Below are 20,045 nucleotides of genomic sequence, written 5' to 3' on the forward strand. Positions count from 1 at the left end.
CTCGTGTCGGGCGGGAGCGGTTTTGGTTACTTTTGCCAAGACAAAAGTGACTCGCGCCGACCGGCGCGAAAGCTCTTGATCTTGATCTTGATCTTGCTTCAGCTAATGCCTCTGCCTCCGCAGTTGCAGTTGCAGCCGCCAGCGCAACAACCCAGCCCCCACAACCCCACCCCACCAAGTCAATCAAACAACCCACCCTGCCGCGGCGCCGGCGCCAACTGCGCCCGCAGCCGCTGCGGATCGTCCAGGCGCCGCCGCGGATGATGATCGAGCACACTCACGAACGGCAGCACCTTCTTCATCGGCATCCGCAACCGCGCCAGATCCCCGACCCGCAACCGCGCATGCCGCCGCGACAACAGCAACCGCTCCACATTGCGCGTGCCCAGGCCCGGCACCCGCAACAACAGCTCGCGCGCCGCCGTATTCAGATCCACCGGAAACCGCTCCGGATGCCGCAATGCCCAGGCCAGCTTCGGATCCACATCCAGATCCAGCATCCCGCTGGCCGCCTCCGGCGCGATCTCCTCCACCGAGAAATCGTAGAAACGCAGCAGCCAATCGGCCTGGTACAGGCGATGCTCGCGCTGCAGCGGCGGCGCCTGCAGCGGCAATGTCGACGAGGCATCGGGGATCGGACTGAACGCGGAGTAATAGACCCGCCGCAGCCGATAATTACCGTAGAGATTGTGGCTGGTGTGCAGGATCGCACGGTCATCGGCCGCATCCGCGCCGACGATCATCTGCGTGCTCTGCCCGGCCGGCGCGAAACGCGGCGGCGTGGCGCCAAGCTTGCGCTCGGCCTTGCGCGCCGCCTTGCTTTCCTCGATGCGCCAGCGCAGCTCGCCCATCGCCGCGCGGATGCCGCCGACGCTCTTTTCCGGCGCCAGCTGCGCCAGGCCGCGCTCGGTCGGCAGCTCGACATTGATGCTGAGCCGGTCGGCGTAGCGGCCGGCCGCGGCCAGCAGTTCCGGCGAAGCATCGGGGATGGTCTTGAGATGGATATAGCCGGCGAAGCGGTGCTCCTCGCGCAGCTGCCGCGCCACTTCCACCAATTGCTCCATCGTGTAGTCGCTGTTGCGGATGATGCCGCTGGACAGGAACAGGCCCTCGACGTAGTTGCGCTTGTAGAAGTCCAGGGTCAGCTTGACCACCTCGGCCGGGGCGAAGCGCGCGCGGCGCACGTTGCTGGAGACGCGGTTGACGCAGTACGCGCAATCGAACACGCAGAAGTTGGTCAGCAGGATCTTCAGCAGCGACACGCAGCGGCCGTCGGGCGTGTACGCATGGCAGATGCCCATGCCCTCGGTGCTGCCGATGCCGCCGCTGCGCAGCGAATGGCGCTGGCCCGTGCCGCTGGAAGCGCAGGAGGCGTCGTATTTGGCCGCGTCGGCGAGCACGGCGAGCTTTTCGAGGGTATTCACCCGCGGACGATGCGCGCTTGCCGTCTCAGTCTGTGAGACGGCAATGCGTCTTCGCCTTCACTGCGATGAACCGCTCAGGCACGCGCCGGCGCGCTGCGACGGTCGGGCTCAGGCCGCAGCGCGCTGCGCCGCGCCGTCGAACCGGTACAGGTCCATCGCCAGCAACCCGGCGGCGATGCCGGCATCGATGCGCTGCGCGCCCAGCTCGCCCTCGCCGGCCGCGCCCATCGCGAAGTAGATCGGCAGCCAGTGCTCGTCGGTCGGATGCGCGCGCGCGGCGAACGGCGCCTGGCGGCGGTAGTCGAGCAGGGCCGGCAGGTCCTCGCGCAGCAAGGCCTGCTCCACCCAGTCGATGAACGGGCGCACGTACGGCGCGTCCTTGCCGTCGGCATAGCGGCCGACGTCGTGCAGGTTGTGGGTGATGCTGCCCGAGCCGATCAGCAGCACGCCGTCGTCGCGCAGCGGCGCCAGCGCGCGGCCCATCGCCAGCTGGTGCGCCGGGCCCAGTTCCGGCTGGATCGACAGCGGAATCACCGGGATGTCGGCCTGCGGGTACAGCAGCGACAACGGCACCCACACGCCATGGTCCAGGCCGCGGCGCTCGTCCACGTGGGGCTGCAGGCCGGCGCGCTCGAGCCGTTCGGCGACCTCGCGCGCCAGCGCCGGCGCGCCCGGCGCCGGGTACTGCATCTCGTGCAGCTCGCGCGGGAAACCGCCGAAGTCGTGGATGGTCTGCGGCTGCGCCGCGGCGCCGACCAGCGGCCGCCGCGCCAGCCAGTGCGCCGACGCCACCACGATCGCGCGCGGCCGCGGCAGCGCCGCCGCCAGCTCGGCCAGGCGCACGCCGACCAGGCCCGGATGCAGCGCGGTCATCGGCGAGCCATGCGAGATGTACAGCGAGGGCAGACGGGACATGACGGGTTCTCCAGGAGGACGAGGCGCTGCGTCCGGCGAGCGGATGTGGCCGCGGCCGGCGCCGCCATCGCAGCAGGAACACAGCGTATTCCCGGCGCAGAGGCAGATAAATTACCCTGCGACCGGATATCTATTTCAGGAACGGCAACAATGGATACGCTGGACGCGATGCGCGTGTTCGTCACCGTGGTCGACCGCAACGGCTTCAACGCCGCCGCCGATGCGCTGGGCATGTCCACCGCCAGCGTCACCCGGCAGGTGGCCTGGCTGGAGAAGCGGCTGGGCCTGCGCCTGCTCAACCGCACCACCCGCCGGGTCAGCCCGAGCAGCGTCGGCACCGCCTACTACCAGCGCTGCCAGGTGCTGCTGGCCGAGTTCGACGACATGGAGGCGGCGGTCGGCGAGCAGGCGCTGACCCCGTCCGGCACCCTGCGCATCAACGCGCCCTTCAGCTTCGGCATCGCCCGGCTGGGCCCGCGCCTGGCCGGCTACCGGGCGCGCTATCCGCAGGTGGCGCTGGACCTGTCGCTGTCCGATCGCATCGTGGACATCGTCGAGGAAGGCTACGACATGGCGATCCGCATCACCCGCCAGGTCACCTCGACCCTGATCGCACGCAAGCTCGGCGAAGTGCAGGCCTCTCTGTACGCCGCGCCGGCCTATCTGCAGCGCGCCGGCACGCCGCGCCTGGCCGCCGACATCGCCGGCCACGAATTCCTGAGCTACAGCTACCTGCCGCTGGACGAGATCGCCCTGCATGGCCCCGACGGCGAAACCCGGGTGCGCGTGCAAGGCGGGCTGCGCGCCAACAGCGGCGACGTGCTGCGCGAAGCCGCCATCGCCGGCATGGGCATCGTCCTGCAGCCGGACTTCATCGCGCAGCAGGCGCTGGAGGACGGGCGCCTGCAGCGGGTGCTACGCGACCACCAGCTCGCCCCGATCGGCGTGTATGCGGTCTATGCCAGCCGCAGCCACCTGGCGCCGAAGGTGCGCAGCTTCATCGACTATCTGGTCGAAGTGGGCATCGAGCGCGAGATGCACGCCGCCGCGCCCTGACGCGGCGCCCTGACTCGCGTGTGGCCGGCGTGGCGCAGACACCGGTCGGACACAACATCCCGCGCGTGGCGCTGATCGCAGCGGCGGCGCATGCGCACAATGCCAGCGCTTCGCCCCCTCCCCTTCCTCTCAGGAGTTCGCCCATGAGCAAGATCGCGATCGTCTATTTCAGCGGCTACGGCCATACGGTCAAACAGGCCGAGGCCGTGCACGCCGGCGCCGCCAGCGTCGGCGAGGCCACGCTGTATCGCATCGATGAGGACGGCAACCTGCCCGACGCCGCCTGGGAAGCGCTCGGCCACGCCGATGCGATCGTCTACGGCAGCCCGACCTACATGGGCGGCCCGGCCTGGCAGTTCAAGAAGTTCGCCGACGCCAGTTCCAAGCAGTGGTTCTCGCAGGCCTGGAAGGACAAGATCGCCGCCGGCTTCACCAATTCGGCCTCGCTCAACGGCGACAAGTTCTCCACCATCGAATACTTCTGGACCCTGTCGCAGCAGCACGGCCAGGTCTGGGTCGGCACCGGCCTGCTGCCGGCCAACACCAAGGCGCACGGCCCGGCTGACACCAACTGGACCGCCGGCTCCGGCGGCGCGCTGGCGGTCTCGCCGTCGGACGCCTCGCCGGAGGAAGCACCGCGCGCCGGCGACCTGGAAGCCGCCAGGCTGCTCGGCAAGCGCGTGGCCGACTATGCGGCCAGGCTGAAGGGCTGAGCCGCGCGACTGCGTCGCCCCACCGCCACGGTGGCGACGCGACGCCCTGGCAGCGGATCGTCGCCAGCAACGCATGCCTTGGTGCACGGCCATGCCGTCTCGGTCACGTGCCGTTGTCGGTGTTGCGGCCCGCCAGCAACTGCCGCTCGCGCATCCACAGGAACATGGGCAGCGCCAGCGACACGCCGACCATCAGCAGCGCCACGATCGGTAGCCAGCGCCTGCGCATGCCCAGGCGCCGACCCTCGACCAGGACCAGCGCGATCACCGCCATGGCCGCGATCAGCACGTCGCACCAGGCGAACAGCGACGGCGGCGAGGCCACGATCTGACGCAGCAACAAAGGCAGGTCGAGTCCGTAGTGCTGCAGCCAAGGCCAGAAAGCTGCAAGCGGCACCACCGTTCCGACAACGCACAATCCCAGGTAAAGGCTACGCATCGCGCTGGCTCCTGCAACGAGTCAGCGCGAGCTTAACCTCACGCCGGCGCATTCGCCGCACGCAGATGGTCGATGAACACGCGCAGTTTCGGTGCCAGGTGTTCGCGCGCCGGATAGTAGAGATGGAAGCCGGCGAAGGGTTGCTGCCAGTCGTCGAGCACGCGCACCAGGCGGCCGGCGGCGACGTCGGCGGCGACGATCGATTCGAATCCCTGCGCCAGGCCCAGCCCCGCCAGCGCGGCGGCATGGGTCAGGCCGCTGTCGTTGAACACCAGGGTGCCGGTCGCCTCCACCTCGAAATCGCGGCCGGCGCGGGTGAACTCCCAGGCCATGCGCCGGCCATTGCTCAGGCGATGCACGATGCAGTCGTGTCCGACCAGGTCGGCCGGCGTCTGCGGCGGCGGATGGCGCCGGAAATAGGCCGGCGCGGCGACGATCACCTGGCGCTGCATCGGCCCCAGCGGCACCGCGATCATGTCGCGGGCCAGGCGTTCGCCCAGGCGGATGCCGGCATCGAAGCCCGCGGCGACCACGTCCACCAAGGCCGGGTCCACGCACAGCTCCACTTCGATCTGCGGATAGCGCGCCAGGAACGACGGCAGCCACGGCATCACCAGCTGGTCGGCGACCACCCGCGGCAAGGTGATGCGCAGGCGCCCGGCCGGGTGCTCGCGCACCGTGTCCAGGTCCAGGAACGCCGCCTCGATCTGCGCCAGGCCGGGTTTCACCCGTTCCAGGAAGCGCGCGCCATGTTCGCTCAGCGCCACCCGGCGCGTGGTCCGGTGCAGCAGGCGCACGCCCAGCTGCGCTTCCAGCGCACGCACCGTCTGCGACAAGGCCGAGGCCGAGACGCCGAGTTCGTCGGCGGCGCGGGTGAAGCTGGCGTGGTGGGCGACGCGGGCGAAGGCGACCACGGCAGGCAGGGGACTGGCGGCCATTATGAAGCTCAACTTCAAGGAAGATGCAGACTATGCCAGTTTATCCGCCTGGCCGGGCGGCGCATCCTGCCGTTCCCGCGGCCCCGATCCGCTTGCCAGGAAGCTGCCCATGTCGCTAGCCCACTACCGCCTGCTCGGCCGCTCCGGCCTGCGCGTCAGTCCCATCGCGCTGGGCACGATGACCTTCGGCAACGACTGGGGCTGGGGCGCCGACGCCGCCGAAGCCGAGCGCCTGTTCGCGCGCTATGTCGAGCGCGGCGGCAATTTCATCGACACCGCCAACATCTACACCAACGGCAGTTCCGAAACCCTGCTCGGCAAGTTCGCCGCAGGCCGCCGCGAGCGCCTGGTGATCGCCAGCAAGTACACGCTCAACCCCTTCCCCGGCGATCCCAACGGCGGCGGCAACCACCGCAAGAACCTGCTGCAGTCGGTGGAGGCCAGCCTGAAGCGGCTGCGCACCGACTACCTGGACCTGCTGTACCTGCACATCTGGGACGACACCACGCCGGTGGAGGAAGTGATGCGCGGCTTCGACGACCTGGTCCGCGCCGGCAAGATCGTCTACGCCGGCATCTCCGACACGCCGGCCTGGCAGGTGGCGCGGATGCAGACCCTGGCCGACCTGCGCGGCTGGTCGCCGCTGGTGGCGCTGCAGATCGAATACAGCCTGGCGCAGCGCACGGTCGAAGCCGAACTGGTGCCGATGGCCGAGGCGCTGGGCCTGGGCGTGCTGGCCTGGTCGCCGCTGACCATGGGCATCCTCACCGGCAAGTACGGCCGCCAGGACCTGGCCGCGGTGCAGCGCCGCGCCGCAGACGGGCAGGCCAGCGCCGAGCGCGGCGATACCGCGCATGCGCACGAGATGCTGACCGAGCGCGCACTGGACATCGCCGACGCAGTCAAGCAGGTCGCCGCGGAGATCGGCCGTTCGCCGGCGCAGGTGGCGCTGGCCTGGCTGCTGCAGCGGCCCGGCGGCGGCGCGATCCCGATCGTCGGCGCGCGCACCCTGGCGCAGCTGGACGACAACCTCGGCGCGCTGGAATTGCAGCTGGATGCGCCGCAGCTGCAGCGGCTGGACGCAGTCAGCGCGGTCGCGCATCCGTTCCCGCACGCGTTCATGCGCCTGCCGATGCCGCGGCAACTGGTGTCCGGCGGCACCCGCCTGCAGCCGCGTACGCCGGCGCTCTGAACCGTGCCACCGGCATGCGCTCGAACACGGCGCCGACTTTGCGCAAATGCCCGCCGTGGCATGCTCGGCGCCTGCACGCAGCGCGGCGCGGCGCGTTTGCAGGATCGGACAAGGATCCTGCGCGATCGCGATAACGCCGCGCCGCGCTGCGCTCGCATCCTGCGTGCCCCGCGACGACAGCGTCCGCGCCGCATTTTTTCTTCTACGTCGCTTCCCACTTCCCACTTCCCGACAGGAGCTTCCCGATGCAAACCCGCACCCTCGGCCGCAACGGCCCCCGCGTGTCCGCCCTCGGCCTCGGCTGCATGGGCATGAGCGCGTTCTACGGCGGCCGCAGCGACGACGCGGCCGCGATCGCGGTGATCCATGCCGCGCTGGACCACGGCGTCACCCTGATCGACAGCGCCGACATGTACGGCCCGCATACCAACGAAGTGCTGGTCGGCAAGGCCCTGGCCGGGCGCCGCGACCAGGCGTTCCTGGCCACCAAGTTCGGCATCACGCTGGACCCGAACGATCCGGCCGCGCGCGGCATCGACGGCCGCCCCGACTACGTGCAATCCGCCTGCGAGGCCAGCCTGCAGCGGCTGGGTGTGGACCACATCGACCTGTACTACCAGCACCGGGTGGACCCGAACGTGCCGATCGAGGACACCGTCGGCGCGATGGCGCGGCTGGTGGAACAGGGCAAGGTGCGCTTCCTGGGCCTGTCCGAAGCCGCCGCCGGCACCATCCGCCGCGCGCATGCGGTGCACCCGATCACCGCGCTGCAGAGCGAGTACTCGCTGTGGTCGCGCGACCCGGAGAGCAACGGCGCGTTCGCCACGGTGCGCGAGCTGGGCATCGGCTTCGTGCCGTATTCGCCGCTGGGCCGCGGCTTCCTGACCGGTGCGATCCGCTCGCCGGAGGACTTCGAGGCCGACGACTACCGCCGCCATTCGCCGCGCTTCCAGGGCGAGAACTTCGCCCGCAACCTGCAGCTGGTGGAACAGGTGCGCGCGCTGGCCCGGGCCAAGGGCGTGACCCCCGGGCAGCTGGCGCTGGCCTGGGTGCTGGCGCAGGGCGAGGACCTGGTGCCGATCCCGGGCACCAAGCGCCTGGCCTATCTGGAAGAGAACCTGGGCGCGCTGCAGGTGACGCTGAGCGCGGCCGAACGCGCGCAGATCGAGGCGATCTTCCCGGCCGACGCGGCCGCCGGCAGCCGCTACCCGCCGGCGATGATGGCGTCGCTGCAGCGCTGAGCTGAGCTGCGCTGCGCGATCGCCGGCGCGGCGCGGGCGGATTTGCCCGTGCCGCACCGGCGTCGCATGATGCGGGGCGTGATCTCGTTCATCGTTCCCGCCCACGACGAAGCCGCCCTGATCGGCGACACCCTGGCGTCGCTGCACATCGCCGCGCAGGCGCTGCATCTGGATTTCGAAACCCTGGTGGTCGCCGATGCCTGCGGCGACGCCACCGCACAGATCGCGCAACGCCACGGCGCGCAGGTGCTGGAGGTGCAGTTGCGGCATATCGCCGCCACCCGCAATGCCGGCGCCGCCGCCAGCCGCGGCCGCTACCTGCTGTTCGTCGATGCCGACACCCGGGTCAATACGCCGTTGCTGGCGGCGGCATTGCGCGCGCTACACACCGGCGCGGTCGGCGGCGGCGCGCAGGTGCAGCTGCTCGGCGAGATCGCCTGGCACGAACGCGCGGCGCAAGCCCTGTTCGGCTGGCTGTTGCGCCGCACCGGCATCGCCCCGGGCTGCTTCCTGTTCTGCACGCGCAGCGCATTCGCCGCCGCCGGCGGCTTCGACGAGCGCTACTACGCCGGCGAGGACGTGGCGTTGAGCCGCGCGCTGGCCCGGCGCGGGCGCTTCGTGATCCTGCGCGAGCCGGTGCACACCTCCGACCGCAAGCTGCGCAGCTTCAGCAAGCGCGAGCACCTGGGCCTGCTGCTGCAGTTGCTGCGCCGCGGCCGCGGCATGCTGCGCTCGCGCGATGCGCTCGGCTTCTGGTACGGGCAGCGCCGCGGGCGGTGACGCGGTTGCCGGCGCCGATCCGCTGGCAGTACGCTGCGCCCCCCTTGCGCGAGCTTTCGCAATGACCGTCGACCCCAGCAGGCCCATCGCGGTGCGCATCCTCGGCACGGGCGACTATCTGCCGACGCGGCAGGTGGCCTCGGACAGCTTCGACCGGCGCTGGGGCAAGCCCGCCGGCTGGACCCTGCGTCACGCCGGGGTCGGCATGCGCCACTACGCCGGCGCCGACGAACCGGCCTCGCTGATGGGCGAACGCGCCGCGCGCGCGGCGCTGGCGGCGGCGCAGCTGCAGCCGCACGATGTGGATTGCGTGATCTGCGCCTGCAGCGTGATGGAGCAGGCGATCCCGTGCAGCGCCGCCTTGCTGCACGCCCGCCTCGGCCTGCAGGGCAGCGGGCTGCCGGCGTTCGACATCAACGCCACCTGCCTGAGCTTCATCGCCGCACTGGATCTGGCCGCCTGCGCGATCGCCGCCGGCCGCTACCGACGCGTGCTGATCGTGTCCAGCGAGATCGCCAGCGTCGGGCTGAACTGGGACGACGTGGACACCGCGCCGCTGTTCGGCGACGGCGCCGCGGCGGTGGTGCTCGGTGCGGACAACGGCGACAGCGGTTCGCAACTGCTGGCCGCGCACCTGGAAACCTATTCCGAAGGCATCGCGCATTGCCGGGTCCGCGCCGGCGGCACCCGCCTGCGCCTGGAGCATGGCGTCGAGGCGCTGCGCGCCGGTTCGTTGTTCGAAATGAACGGCCGCGCCACCTATCGGCTCGCCGCGGCGAAGTTGCCGGGCTTCCTGCAACGGCTGCTGCACAAGGCCGGCGTGGAGCTGGCGCAACTGCAGCGGATCGTGCCGCACCAGGCCAGCGCCAAGGCGCTGCGGCATCTGCAGGTCGCGCTGCGGCTGGCGCCGGACACGCTGGTCGACGTGATCGGTGCACGCGGCAACCAGATGGCGGCGTCGATCCCCAGCGCCCTGCACCAGGCCATCGCCGGCGGCCGCATCGTGCGCGGCGACCTGATCGGCCTGGTCGGTTCCGGCGCCGGGCTGGCGTTCGGCGGCGCGGTGCTGCGGTACTGACATGGCGCGCATCCTGGTCACCGGCGCCTCCGGCTTCATCGGCGCGCACATCGTCCGCGCCCTCGCCACCGACGGCGCGCAGGTCCGCGCCAGCGGCCGCAATGCCGCCGCGCTGGCCGCCTTCGCCGGCGACCCGCGCATCGACGTGGTCCGCGCCGATCTGTGCCGCGACGATCTAGCGCTGCTGCTGCACGGCTGCGACGCGGTGATCCACTGCGCCGCGCTGTCCGCGCCGTGGGCCAGCGCCGAAGTGTTCCGCCAGGCCAACGTGGTCGCCACCGCGCGCCTGCTCGCCGCCGCGCAGCGCGCGCAGGTGCGCCGCTTCGTGCACTTCAGTTCGCCGAGCATCTATTTCCGCTACGCCGACCAGTACCAGGTGCGCGAGGACTTCACCCCGCCGGCGCGCTGGATCGGCGGCTATCCGCAGACCAAGTGGGAAGCGGAGGAAACGGTGCGCGCCGCCGCCGCGGCCGGGCTGCCGGCGCTGGTGCTGCGCCCGCGCGCGGTGTTCGGCCACGGCGACAACGCGATCGTGCCGCGGCTGCTGGCGGTGGCGCAGCGCGGCTGGTTCCCGCTGGTGCACGGCGGACGCGCGATGATCGACGTGTGCTGCGTGGAGAACGCGGTGGCCGCGGCGCTGGCCGCGCTGCGCGCCGAGCACCTCGGCGATGGCCGCGCCTACAACATCAGCAACGGCACGCCGATCGCGGTGCGCGACCTGCTCACCGAATTGTTCGCGGTGCTGCAGCTGCGCGTGCGCCTGCTGCCGGTGCCACGCCGCCTGGCCCTGGCGCTGGCCACGCTCGGCGAACAGATCGCCTTGCGCCGGCAAGGGCAACCGGAGCCGCGGCTGAGCCGCTACGGCATCGGCGTGCTCGGCTATTCGCAGACGCTGGACATCGGTCGCGCGCGGCGCGAACTCGGCTACGCGCCGCTGCTGTCCACCGAGGCCGGGATCGCGGCCCTGGGGCGTACATGATCCGGACGCAGCCACGTCTGTGCCGGACGAATGCCGCAGCGCACCCGCGCAGGCGGACCCGCGCATGAGCGCACCGACGCTGCGCTGGCGGCTGTACGAAGCCGGCCACTGCACCCATCCCGAACGCGCCACGCGCCGCGGCGCGGCGCTGGCGCCCTGCCAATTCCCGGCGCTGGCGACGCTGCTGCAGCACCCGGTGCACGGCAACCTGCTGTTCGATACCGGCTACTCGCAGCACTTCCTCGCCGCCACCGCGCACTTTCCCGAGCGCCTGTACCGCGTGCTGACGCCGGTGCACCTGGCGCCGGGCCAGTCGTTGCGCGAACAATTGGCCCGCGACGGCATCGCCGCGGCAGCGATCGACTGGATCGTGCTGTCGCACTTCCATGGCGACCACGTCGGCGGCGTGGCCGATTTCGCGCAGGCGCGCATCGCCTGCGCGCAGCAGGCCTGGGACGATCTGCAACGGCGCGGGCGGCTGGCGGCGCTGCGCGAAGGCTTCCTGCCGGCGCTGCTGCGCGGCGCGCGCGCGCGCATGCACTGGTTCGAGGCATTGCCGGCATGCGCGGCGCCCGCGACGCTGCGCGGTTTCGGCACGCTGCGCGACCTGTTCGGCGACGGCAGCGTGCTGCTGGTGCCGCTGCCCGGGCACGCACCCGGCCACTACGGGCTGTGGTTCGAAGACACGCACGGGCCGGTGTTCCTGGTCGCCGATGCGGCCTGGTCCAGCGCCGCGATCGCCGACGGCACGCCGCCGCCGGCCTTGGTCACCCACCTGCTCGGCGAGCACCGCGTCTACCGCGACACGCTGGCGCGGCTGCATGCGCTGCGCCTGGCCGAACCGGCGCTGCGCATGGTGCCCTCGCATTGCCGGCAATGGCGACCCGCCGCCGCCGCGATCGCCGATGGCTAGCGCGCCAGCGGTGCTGATCACCGGCGCACGCGCGCCGGTGGCGCTGGACCTGACGCGCCGCTTCGCCGCGCAGGGCTGGCGCGTGCACCTGGCCGACAGCGTGGCCTGCCGCATCTCCGGCTGGTCGCGCGCGGCCAGCGCCAGCCATCGCATCGCCTCGGCGCGCTACGCCCCGGCCGCCTACATCGCCGACCTCAACGCGCTGGTCGCACGCGAGCGCATCGCGCTGCTGCTGCCGACCTGCGAGGACGTGTTCTACCTGGCCCGCTACCGGCAGGCGCTGCCGGCGCAGTTGGACGTGCTGGTGGACGCCTTCGACACGCTGCGCGCGCTGCACAGCAAATGGCAATTCCTGCAATTGGCACGCGCCATCGATGCCGACGTGGACGTGCCGGACAGCGCGCAGGTGCGCAGCCTGGCGCAGGCGCGCGACTGGGCCGGCAGCGCGCCGCTGGTGCTGAAGCCGGAATACTCGCGCTTCGGCGTGCACGTGCGCGTGCATCCGCACGGCCTGCCCGCCAGCGCGCCGCCATTGTCCGAACAAGGCGACTGGGTCGCGCAGCACTATTGCGCCGGCGAGGAACGCTGCTCGTACGCGGTGGCGCGCGACGGCGTGCTGCTGGCGCATGCGGTGTACCGGCCGCGCTACCGCTTGCAGCGCAGCTCCAGCTATTACTTCGACGCCGCGCCGGCGCCGCAGATCGAGCGCTTCACCGCGCAGCTGGTCGGCAAGCTCGGTTTCAGCGGACAACTCTCCTTCGACTGGATCGTGTCGGCGCAGGGCCGCTACAGCGTGATCGAATGCAATCCGCGTGCGACCAGCGGCCTGCACCTGTTCGCCGCGGCCGATCCGCTGGTCGCGGCACTGGACGGCAGCCGCCGCGATCCGATCGCGATCGTGCGCCCGGCGCCGACGCGCGCGGCGATGCTCGGCCCGCTGATGCTCGGCGTCGCGCTGCCGGCGGCGCTGCGTCATGGCCGGCTCCGCCAGTGGCGCGACGACTACGCCCGCGCCGACGACGTGCTCGCCCCGCGCGGCGATCGGCGCCCGCTGGCCGGCGCGCTGCGCGACCTGGGCAGCCATGCGCGGCTGGCGCTGGCCCAGCGCTGCACGATGCGCGAGGCATCCACCCGCGATACCGAATGGGACGGCGAGGCCCTGCCGCCGCCATGAACGGCGCCGCCGAGGCCTGCACCGACTACGCCGTGCAGGCGCAGCGTTTCGCCGAACTGCATGCCGGCGGCGATGCGCAGCGCGTGGCCGGCAACCTGTACGCGCGCATCGAGATGCTGCAGGCCGGCACGCTGTCGATGCCGGTCACGGTGAGCGAGGAGCGTGCGGGCAACGCCTGGGTGTGCTCGCCGCGCACCACCTATGCCGACTACGCCGCCGAGGAGGCCGTGCGCCTGCTGCCGCGCGCACTGGCCGCACCGCTGCGCGGGCTGTGCGGCGGCATCGGCGCGTGGCTGGACTGGGCACGGATCGACCGCGCGGTCACCCTCAACAACTGGCTGCTGTCCACCAACCTGTATCCGCCGCTGCCGCGCGAGGGCCTGGGCGCGCTGCTGGACGCGGCACGCGCGCGCTGGCCGCAGCATGCGCTGTGGTTCCGCTCGCTCAACCGGGTGGACACGCCGCAGTGGCTGGATGCGCTGCAGGCGCAGGGCTTCACCCTGATCGGCAGCCGCCAGGTGTATCTGTACGACGACTGGCCGGCGCTGCTGCAGCACCGCGACCTGGCCCGCGACCTCAAGCTGACCGCGCGCACCGACCTGCAGCGCTGCGGCAACGCCGCCATCGGCGAGGCCGACTACCCGCGCATCGCCGCGCTGTACGCGCAGCTGTACCTGGACAAATACTCGCGCTGCAATCCGGCCTACCGCGCCGGGTTCCTGCGCGCCTGGCACCGCGCCGGACTGCTGCACTTCGACGGCTTTCGCGACGCGGGCGGCGCGCTGGTCTGCATCACCGGCCTGTTCGGCGTGGGGCAGACGCTGACCGCGCCGATCGTCGGCTACGACCTGCAGCAACCGCAGCGGCTGGCGCTGTACCGCACGCTCACCGCCTGCGGCTTCGAACATGCGCTGCGCCACGGCCGCCGGCTCAACCAGAGCGCCGGCGCGGCCAGCTTCAAGCGCCAGCGCGGCGGCACCCCGGTGATCGAATACAGCGCGGTGGACGCGCGCCACCTGCCGTTGCGCCGGCGCCAGCCGATCGCCGCGCTCGGCGCGCTGACCGAACGCATCGGCGTGCCGCTGATGCGCCGCTATCGGCTATGAAAAGCAGCGGGCCGCACGCGCGGACGCAACCGAGCGACCGGAACGATCGTCGCGTAGCGCATTGCCCGCGTTCGCTGGCGCGGCCCGCTGCGCATCGCGCGCGTGCATCCGGACACGCGCAGGCACCGCAAGGGGGCAACCATGGCTGAGCCGCTGCGCATCGCGCGCGTGCATCCGGACACCGGCGTGCCGCGCGTGCGACGCTAGCGGCCATGAACGACTGGCATCCCTCGCTGTACCGGCACTGGTTCGCCGTGGCCCGCGCCGACGCGCTGCGCCAGCGGCCGCTGGCGGTGACGGTGATGGACCGGCATGCGGCGATCGCGCGTTGCGCCGACGGCAGCCTGCTGGCGCTGGAAGACCGCTGCCCGCACCGGCACGCGCCGCTGTCGGCCGGCCGCGCCACTGGCGATGGACTGGCCTGCCCGTACCACGGCTGGCGCTTCGACCGCGACGGCGCGCTGCGCGAGATTCCCGGCCTGCCGCCCGGGCAGACGCCGCCGGCGGTGCGGGTGCGCGCATTCGCCGCGCGCGAACACGACGGGCTGATCTGGCTGCGCCCGGACCCCGCCGGCGACGCGCAGCCCGCACCGCTGGTGCAGGCCTTGCAGCCGCCAGCGCGGCGCTTCCTGTGGCGCACGCGCTGGGACGCGCACGTGGTCGATGCGCTGGAGAACTTCCTCGATCCGCTGCACACCCACCTGCTGCATCCAGGCCTGGTGCGCCGCGGCGGCGAGCGCACGCCGATGCGCGCCTGCCGGCACACCACCGCCGACGGCTTCCACGTCGACTATGCCGGCGCCGCCGCGCAGAGCGGCTGGCTGTACCGATTGTTCGAATCGCCGCGCACGCTGGAACGCGCGCATTTCGCCGCGCCCGGCACTGCGCAGATCGAATACCGCTACGCCCGCGGCGGCCGCGTGCGGATCAGCCTGCACTTCACCCCGGTCGGCCCGCACAGCACCGAGGTGTTCGCCAGCCTGCACGTGGACGGGCGCTGGGCGCCGGCGTGGGCGGTGCGCTGGCTGGTGTGGCCGCTGCTGCGCCAGATCGGCGAGCAGGACCGGCGCATGCTCGCACTGCAGGCGCGCAACCTGCAGCGCTTTCCCGGCGTGCGCGGCGCCTCCACCGCGCTGGACCTGGTGCGCGAACCGCTGCGCCGCTACTGGGACGGCGAACCGCTGCCTGCCCCCGGTGCGCAGCACGGCATCGAGCTCATGCTGTGACCGGATCGCGCCTGCCCAGCGCAGCGATCGCCTGCGGCAACGGTGCCGGCCGTCCCAGCAGATAGCCCTGCACCAGGTCGCAGCCATGCGCGCGCAGCCACTGCAGTTGTTCCTCGCTCTCCACGCCTTCGGCGACCACTTCCAGGCCCAGGCTGCGGCCGAGCGTCAGCAAGGCCTCGCAGATCGAGGCGTTGCGCGCGTCGCGATGCACGTCGGCGACGAAGCTGCGGTCGATCTTCAGCGTGTCCAACGGCAGGTCGCGCAGGTAGGCCATGCTGGAGAAGCCGGTGCCGACGTCGTCCAGCGCCACGCTCACGCCCAGCGCACGCAGCTGCCGCAGCACCTCCAGCGCCTGCTGCGGCTGCCGCATCAGGCTGCTCTCGGTCAGCTCCAGGTGCAGGCCGTCGGCGGCCAGGCCGGCCGCGGCGCAGGCCTGCACCAGGTCCGCGACCAGGTCGCCGTCGAAGAACTGCAGCGCCGACACGTTCACCGCCACCGGCAGGTCGGCCCAGCCGTGCAGCGCCAGCTGGCGCCGCGCCTGCGCGGCGGCCTGCAGCACCCAGCGGCCGAGCGGCAGGATCAGCCCGGTGTCCTCGCACAGCTGGATGAACTGGTCCGGGGCGATGCAGCTGCCGTCGGCCTGCGGCCAGCGGATCAGCGCCTCGAGCAGGCGCGGCGCACCACTGTCGGCACGCAGGATCGGCTGGAAATGCAGCTCGAACTCCTGCCGCGCGATCGCCTGATGGAGGCGCCCGGCCAGGCGCAGGCGTTCGCCGATGCGCGCGGACATGCTGCGCTCGAAGCGGGCCACGCTGCGCCCCTCGGCCTGCGCCGCATGCGCGGCCTGCGCGGCGCTGCCGATGGTCTCCTCGGCGCCCGCGGCATCGTCCGGGCAGCGCGCCACGCCGATGTGCGCCTGCAGCTGCTGGGTGAAGGCGCCGCCCTGGACCGGTGCGGACACCGCCTCGAGCAGCGCCTGCAGCGCCTGCGGCAGCTGCTGCGGATCCAGCACCGCCAGCACGAAGTCCTGCGACGGCTGGTGCGCGGTCAGGCCGAACCGTTCCCCCAGCCCGCGCAGCCGCGCCGCCACCGCGCAGCGCACCGCATCGCCGGCGGCGTGGCCCAGGGTGTCGCCGATCAGCGCCAGCCCGCGCAGCTGCACATAGGCCACCGCATAGCCGCCCGCCTGCTGGCGCGCATCCAGCGCCTCGGCCAGGGCGCGCGGATTGAGCAGACCGGTGGCGACGTCGTGGCTGGCGCGGAACGCCAGTTCGCGCTCGTCGGCCATGCGCTGGCTGACGTCCTCGGCCAGGATCAGGCGCGCCGGCACGCCGCCGAAGTCCACGTCCGCGCTGTGGATCCGCACCGACAGCAGGCTGCCGTCCTTGCGCCGGTGGGTCCACACGCTCGGCGCGTCGAAGCCGTCGCGCGGCTTGCGCACGTTCTGCAACAACCGTTCGGCCTCGCTGGGCGGGCGCAGTTCGAGCAGGGTCATGCCCAGGAATTCGTCGCGGCTGTAGCCGTACTGGCGGATCGCCGCCTGGTTCACCTCCAGGAAGCGCAGGCTGTCCACCGCGAACAGCCAGAACGGCAGCGGGTTGCGTTCGAACATCAGCCGGAACCGACGCTCGGCGTCGAGCAGCCGCGCCTGCACCTCGATCCGTTCGCTGACGTCCTGCACCGCACCGGTCATGCACAGCCCGTCGCGGCCTTGCACCCGCGCACCACGCGCGGCCAGCCAGCGCAGGCCGCCATCGGGCAAGTGCATGCGGTACACCACGTTGTACTCGCCGTTGCCATGCAGCGCCGCGTCGTACAACTGCTCGATCCGCGCACGATCGTCGTCATGCACCCGGGCCAGGAACGCGGGCAGGCTCATGCGCAGCTGCCGCGCCCCGAACAGGGCGCCGGTCTGCTCGGCCAGCAGCAGGTGGCGCCGGTCGGCCTCGACCCGCCAGGTGCCGATGCCGCCCATCGCGTGCGCCAGGCGCAGCTCCTCGTCGCCGCGGCGCAAGCGCTCCAGCAGTTGCCGCTGGCGGTCCTCGGCGCGGCGCAGGCTGCTCAGCAGGTAGGCGAACCCCACCAGATACAGCAGATAGACCAGCAACGCCGCGGCGGCGAACCAGCGCCACGGCGCCAGCGCCTCGCGCACCGCCAGCCCGGCGACCACCAGCACGGGATAGTCGCGCCCGCCGCTGACCGCCAGCATGCGCGCCTGCTGGCCGAACACCGCCTGCTGCATGCCCAGCGCGCTGCCTTGCGGCAATCCGCGCACTAGGCCCAACGGCAGCGGCACGCGGGTACCGGTGGCGCCGGCGGCGGCGCTGCTGGCCGCAAGCAGCAGGCCATGCGTATCGGTCAGCGCGACCACCCCATCGCGCCCGGCATCGACCCCGCCGACGATGCGTTGCAGCGCCGCGACCCGCCAATTCGCCACCACCCAGTCGCCCGACGCCAGCGGCAGCGCAAGCGGCACCACGGCTTCCCCATCGGCCAGGCGTCGGCACGGGCCGACGAACACGCCGTCGCCACTGCGGCGCGAGCCCAGCGCCCATTCGCGCAGGCCCGGATCGCCCGGCCCACCGAACCGGCGCCGGCCCTGCGCATCCAGCAGCGCGACGTCGTGCAGCTGCGGATGGCGCCGCAACACCCCGCGCAGCGACGCCTCGATCAGTTGCGGGATCAGTTCCGGCGCGCGCCTCGGCGCGTCGGCCAGCAGCGCTTGCGCGGCCACGCCTTCGCCGCGCAGCGCCTGGCTGAGGGTGTCCAGTTCCAGCTGCAGCAGGCGGTCGGCGCCGGTCGCCAGCGCCAGGCTCTGCCGCTGCGCGGCGGCCAGGCGGTTGCCGCGGTCCTGCACCAGTACATAGGCCAGCCCGCAGGCCAGCAGCAGCGCCAGGGCCAGGCCCCAGACCAGGATCGCGCGCAACGGCGCGCGCAACGCGCGCCGCAGGCGCTGCCTGAAGCGGACGTCGTAGCTCTTGTCGGCGGCGGAGAAACGGCGCTGCATGGGTCCTGCATAGAGCGGCACGGGCGCGGCGATCTTGACCGGATGGCGGCGCCGCGGCGCACGCCGTACGGCGCAGCGCCCCTACCGTTCAGCTTTGCCGGCGCGGCGGCGCCCGGCCCCGCGCGCCGGCAGCTGCCGGCGGCCTGCTCAATCGGGCCACTGCGCCAGGCGCTGCGGGGCGATGCCGACCCGGCGGCAGGCGCGCTGCGCGATACCGTCATTGAGCGCGATGCGAAACAGCGGCGCCAGTCCCTGCAGCACCCGCGCCGCGGCCGCGGCCTGGGCGCCTTGCAGGCGCCCGCGCCCAAGCATCGCGCTCGCCCAGGGTGGCAGCAGCGCCGCGCCGGCGCCGAGGAACAGCTCGCGCGACAGGCCCGCCGCCGGCACCGGCAGGCGCAACCCGGCCAGGACCGCGAGCACCTCGCGCGAGCGCGCATCCACACGCAATTGCGGGCGCACCTGTGCGAAGTAGGCCAGCACCTCGCGCTCGCTGGCCGGCACCGCCTGCGCGCCGAGCGCCTCGGCCACGCGCCGGCCCTCGGCGTAGTAGCGATCGGCGATGGCCGCCGGCACCGCGCGGCAGTAGCGGCGATAGCCCTGCAGGAAGCCATACGCCTCGGTGACATGGACCCAGGTCAGCAGCGCCGGATCGGCGGCGGCGTAGGCGCGGCCGTCGGGCGTGTGGCCGCGGATCCGCGCGTGGATGGCGCGCACCCGCTGGATCTGGCGCTGCGCCTCGGCCAGCGGCGCATAGCTGGTGGCGGCAACGAACTGGGTGGTGCGGCGCAGGCGCCCGACCAGGTCCTGGCGGAAATTGGAATGGTCGTAGACGCCGGCCAGCGCCAACGGATGCAGGGTCTGCAGCAGCAACGCGCACAACCCGCCGGAGAGCATGCCGGGGAACTCGGCATGGACGCGCCAGGTGACGCTGTCGGGGCCGAACAGGCCGGCATCGCCTAGCGGCTGGTCGTAGTCGATGCCGCCCTGCCCGCGCGGGAACACGCCCAGCACCCAGCGGCGGATGCGGGCGGCGGCAGGGGCGGTGAGCGTACGCAGCATGACAGTCATCGCACCACCTGATTAGGGCCTGTTAACGCTATCGGGGGAAGTATCCCCCGGCAAGCCGGGGCTTTTGTCCAGCGGATCTTCCAGCTGAAAGGCTGGCAGGTTCGAAAGCGACCCCAGGCAGCGCCCGCGCATTGAGGCGACGCTGTCCCGGGCCGAGCGGCCTGATCAGCGCTGGGCGACGGATCTGGGTCGGGAAGACGCGATGGCGTGATCAAGCTTGATGAGCGCTTGTCACTGCACGGTTTGAAGCATCGCCGCGTTACCGGCACCGAGGGCAGTCGAGGCGATACGCAAGATGCGGCGGGACACGTCTCTTCGTCGACGACCGATGGTTACGACCACGAATTGCCGGTCGTGAAACCGCCGCAACGGCGCTGAATTTTCTCAACAATTTTCCCAAGGACATAAAACAGGTGCTTCGACTCGCGTCCAAGCGCCTGGTGTCCCACCAACAACCGCAATTTCTCCGTAAGCCATTGTAATTTATATACTTATAAATAAAAATTAGTTATAACGACTCACAATTTGACTCACTTCTTGACCTACTTAGCTGGGCTTCTTTGGCCAACTCTGGAAGTCAAGCATGCCCAAGTGGAATCGATGTCCCAACCATGGACCATGGCTCCTGGGTTCGCTATCGACTGGGCGCTCTTGGCCAGCCTCCTGTGGGACAAGGAGAGCACTGAATGCGAGACACGACGTGTCGGTTCATGTACCCACACGGCCGTCTTTGCCAGAGCCGTCGGCTCCCATAGGCTTCCACATCGAAATGGACAGCCACCCAGGCGCATTCTGG

General features: G+C 71.7%; 18 protein-coding genes. 12 read left to right on the forward strand and 6 right to left on the reverse strand.

Annotated elements, in window-relative coordinates; genetic code table 11:
* Positions 1 to 179: 179 nt before the first annotated feature.
* On the reverse strand, positions 180 to 1,424 hold the full coding sequence (locus FZ025_RS06200) for a putative DNA modification/repair radical SAM protein (RefSeq protein ID WP_104558630.1): 1,245 nt from the start codon (positions 1,422 to 1,424) through the stop codon (positions 180 to 182).
* Between the two features lie 108 nt (positions 1,425 to 1,532).
* Positions 1,533 to 2,339, reverse strand: a complete 807-nt coding sequence (locus FZ025_RS06205; protein ID WP_046978533.1) for a DODA-type extradiol aromatic ring-opening family dioxygenase — start codon at positions 2,337 to 2,339, stop codon at positions 1,533 to 1,535.
* A 150-nt stretch (positions 2,340 to 2,489) separates the two neighbouring features.
* Between FZ025_RS06205 and FZ025_RS06210 the strand changes: the two genes are divergently transcribed.
* Both FZ025_RS06210 and FZ025_RS06215 read left to right on the forward strand, forming a co-directional pair.
* Positions 2,490 to 3,395 carry a LysR family transcriptional regulator gene (locus tag FZ025_RS06210; RefSeq protein ID WP_046978534.1) on the forward strand — a complete coding sequence of 302 codons (906 nt, stop codon included), beginning with the start codon at positions 2,490 to 2,492 and terminating at the stop codon, positions 3,393 to 3,395.
* A 143-nt stretch (positions 3,396 to 3,538) separates the two neighbouring features.
* Positions 3,539 to 4,108, forward strand: coding sequence for a flavodoxin family protein (locus tag FZ025_RS06215; protein ID WP_046978535.1), 570 nt, complete (start codon positions 3,539 to 3,541; stop codon positions 4,106 to 4,108).
* A gap of 103 nt (positions 4,109 to 4,211) precedes the next feature.
* Here FZ025_RS06215 and FZ025_RS06220 read toward each other — a convergent pair whose 3' ends face one another.
* Both FZ025_RS06220 and FZ025_RS06225 read right to left on the reverse strand, forming a co-directional pair.
* Complete coding sequence (locus tag FZ025_RS06220) at positions 4,212 to 4,547, reverse strand: DUF2834 domain-containing protein (protein WP_046978536.1); 336 nt, start codon at positions 4,545 to 4,547, stop codon at positions 4,212 to 4,214.
* Between the two features lie 38 nt (positions 4,548 to 4,585).
* Entirely contained in the window at positions 4,586 to 5,485 is a 900-nt protein-coding gene (locus FZ025_RS06225) for a LysR family transcriptional regulator (RefSeq protein WP_046978537.1), read from the reverse strand.
* A 109-nt stretch (positions 5,486 to 5,594) separates the two neighbouring features.
* Between FZ025_RS06225 and FZ025_RS06230 the strand changes: the two genes are divergently transcribed.
* From FZ025_RS06230 to FZ025_RS06270, 9 genes are all read left to right on the forward strand, one after another.
* Positions 5,595 to 6,677, forward strand: coding sequence for an aldo/keto reductase (locus FZ025_RS06230; RefSeq protein WP_104558629.1), 1,083 nt, complete (start codon positions 5,595 to 5,597; stop codon positions 6,675 to 6,677).
* 245 nt (positions 6,678 to 6,922) lie between these two features.
* The gene (locus FZ025_RS06235) at positions 6,923 to 7,918 is read left to right on the forward strand and encodes an aldo/keto reductase (protein WP_046978538.1); all 996 of its coding nucleotides are present in this window, start codon (positions 6,923 to 6,925) and stop codon (positions 7,916 to 7,918) included.
* Positions 7,919 to 7,996: 78 nt separating this feature from the next.
* Entirely contained in the window at positions 7,997 to 8,698 is a 702-nt protein-coding gene (locus FZ025_RS06240; protein ID WP_046978554.1) for a glycosyltransferase, read from the forward strand.
* A gap of 61 nt (positions 8,699 to 8,759) precedes the next feature.
* Positions 8,760 to 9,776, forward strand: coding sequence for a 3-oxoacyl-[acyl-carrier-protein] synthase III C-terminal domain-containing protein (locus FZ025_RS06245; RefSeq protein WP_046978539.1), 1,017 nt, complete (start codon positions 8,760 to 8,762; stop codon positions 9,774 to 9,776).
* A 1-nt stretch (position 9,777) separates the two neighbouring features.
* Positions 9,778 to 10,755 (forward strand): NAD-dependent epimerase/dehydratase family protein, encoded by a 978-nt coding sequence (locus FZ025_RS06250; protein WP_046978540.1) that lies wholly within the window; start codon positions 9,778 to 9,780, stop codon positions 10,753 to 10,755.
* A 64-nt stretch (positions 10,756 to 10,819) separates the two neighbouring features.
* Positions 10,820 to 11,668, forward strand: a complete 849-nt coding sequence (locus FZ025_RS06255; RefSeq protein ID WP_104558648.1) for an MBL fold metallo-hydrolase — start codon at positions 10,820 to 10,822, stop codon at positions 11,666 to 11,668.
* A complete protein-coding gene (locus tag FZ025_RS06260; protein ID WP_046978542.1) occupies positions 11,661 to 12,842 on the forward strand; it encodes an ATP-grasp domain-containing protein in 1,182 nt (393 codons plus the stop codon). The genes FZ025_RS06255 and FZ025_RS06260 overlap by 8 nt, the downstream gene beginning before the upstream one ends.
* Entirely contained in the window at positions 12,839 to 13,948 is a 1,110-nt protein-coding gene (locus tag FZ025_RS06265) for a hypothetical protein (protein ID WP_046978543.1), read from the forward strand. Before FZ025_RS06260 ends, FZ025_RS06265 begins: the two co-directional genes overlap by 4 nt.
* A gap of 212 nt (positions 13,949 to 14,160) precedes the next feature.
* Positions 14,161 to 15,174, forward strand: a complete 1,014-nt coding sequence (locus FZ025_RS06270) for a Rieske 2Fe-2S domain-containing protein (protein WP_104558627.1) — start codon at positions 14,161 to 14,163, stop codon at positions 15,172 to 15,174.
* Here FZ025_RS06270 and FZ025_RS06275 read toward each other — a convergent pair.
* Together FZ025_RS06275 and FZ025_RS06280 are read right to left on the reverse strand one after the other, a co-directional pair.
* The gene (locus FZ025_RS06275) at positions 15,164 to 18,181 is read right to left on the reverse strand and encodes a bifunctional diguanylate cyclase/phosphodiesterase (protein ID WP_046978544.1); all 3,018 of its coding nucleotides are present in this window, start codon (positions 18,179 to 18,181) and stop codon (positions 15,164 to 15,166) included. The two genes, FZ025_RS06270 and FZ025_RS06275, sit on opposite strands and share 11 nt — an antisense overlap.
* A gap of 147 nt (positions 18,182 to 18,328) precedes the next feature.
* Entirely contained in the window at positions 18,329 to 19,249 is a 921-nt protein-coding gene (locus FZ025_RS06280; RefSeq protein ID WP_046978545.1) for an oxygenase MpaB family protein, read from the reverse strand.
* A 207-nt stretch (positions 19,250 to 19,456) separates the two neighbouring features.
* Here FZ025_RS06280 and FZ025_RS06285 point away from each other — a divergent pair, with 207 nt between their 5' ends.
* On the forward strand, positions 19,457 to 19,627 hold the full coding sequence (locus tag FZ025_RS06285) for a hypothetical protein (RefSeq protein ID WP_244292468.1): 171 nt from the start codon (positions 19,457 to 19,459) through the stop codon (positions 19,625 to 19,627).
* Positions 19,628 to 20,045: the final 418 nt, after the last annotated feature.

It is taken from the genome of Xanthomonas hyacinthi (assembly GCF_009769165.1).
In the GTDB taxonomy this organism is placed as follows: Bacteria; Pseudomonadota; Gammaproteobacteria; order Xanthomonadales; family Xanthomonadaceae; genus Xanthomonas_A; species Xanthomonas_A hyacinthi.

Excerpts from the sequence above, each read along its gene's own strand:
- FZ025_RS06255 (WP_104558648.1), top strand. The coding sequence starts at position 10,820 with ATGAGCGCACCGACGCTGCGCTGGCGGCTGTACGAAGCCGGCCACTGC.
- FZ025_RS06250 (WP_046978540.1), top strand. The coding sequence starts at position 9,778 with ATGGCGCGCATCCTGGTCACCGGCGCCTCCGGCTTCATCGGCGCGCAC.
- FZ025_RS06260 (WP_046978542.1), top strand. The coding sequence starts at position 11,661 with ATGGCTAGCGCGCCAGCGGTGCTGATCACCGGCGCACGCGCGCCGGTG.
- FZ025_RS06235 (WP_046978538.1), top strand. The coding sequence starts at position 6,923 with ATGCAAACCCGCACCCTCGGCCGCAACGGCCCCCGCGTGTCCGCCCTC.
- FZ025_RS06220 (WP_046978536.1), bottom strand. The coding sequence starts at position 4,547 with ATGCGTAGCCTTTACCTGGGATTGTGCGTTGTCGGAACGGTGGTGCCG.
- FZ025_RS06205 (WP_046978533.1), bottom strand. The coding sequence starts at position 2,339 with ATGTCCCGTCTGCCCTCGCTGTACATCTCGCATGGCTCGCCGATGACC.
- FZ025_RS06270 (WP_104558627.1), top strand. The coding sequence starts at position 14,161 with ATGAACGACTGGCATCCCTCGCTGTACCGGCACTGGTTCGCCGTGGCC.
- FZ025_RS06275 (WP_046978544.1), bottom strand. The coding sequence starts at position 18,181 with ATGCAGCGCCGTTTCTCCGCCGCCGACAAGAGCTACGACGTCCGCTTC.
- FZ025_RS06210 (WP_046978534.1), top strand. The coding sequence starts at position 2,490 with ATGGATACGCTGGACGCGATGCGCGTGTTCGTCACCGTGGTCGACCGC.
- FZ025_RS06280 (WP_046978545.1), bottom strand. The coding sequence starts at position 19,249 with ATGACTGTCATGCTGCGTACGCTCACCGCCCCTGCCGCCGCCCGCATC.
- FZ025_RS06225 (WP_046978537.1), bottom strand. The coding sequence starts at position 5,485 with ATGGCCGCCAGTCCCCTGCCTGCCGTGGTCGCCTTCGCCCGCGTCGCC.
- FZ025_RS06245 (WP_046978539.1), top strand. The coding sequence starts at position 8,760 with ATGACCGTCGACCCCAGCAGGCCCATCGCGGTGCGCATCCTCGGCACG.
- FZ025_RS06265 (WP_046978543.1), top strand. The coding sequence starts at position 12,839 with ATGAACGGCGCCGCCGAGGCCTGCACCGACTACGCCGTGCAGGCGCAG.
- FZ025_RS06215 (WP_046978535.1), top strand. The coding sequence starts at position 3,539 with ATGAGCAAGATCGCGATCGTCTATTTCAGCGGCTACGGCCATACGGTC.
- FZ025_RS06230 (WP_104558629.1), top strand. The coding sequence starts at position 5,595 with ATGTCGCTAGCCCACTACCGCCTGCTCGGCCGCTCCGGCCTGCGCGTC.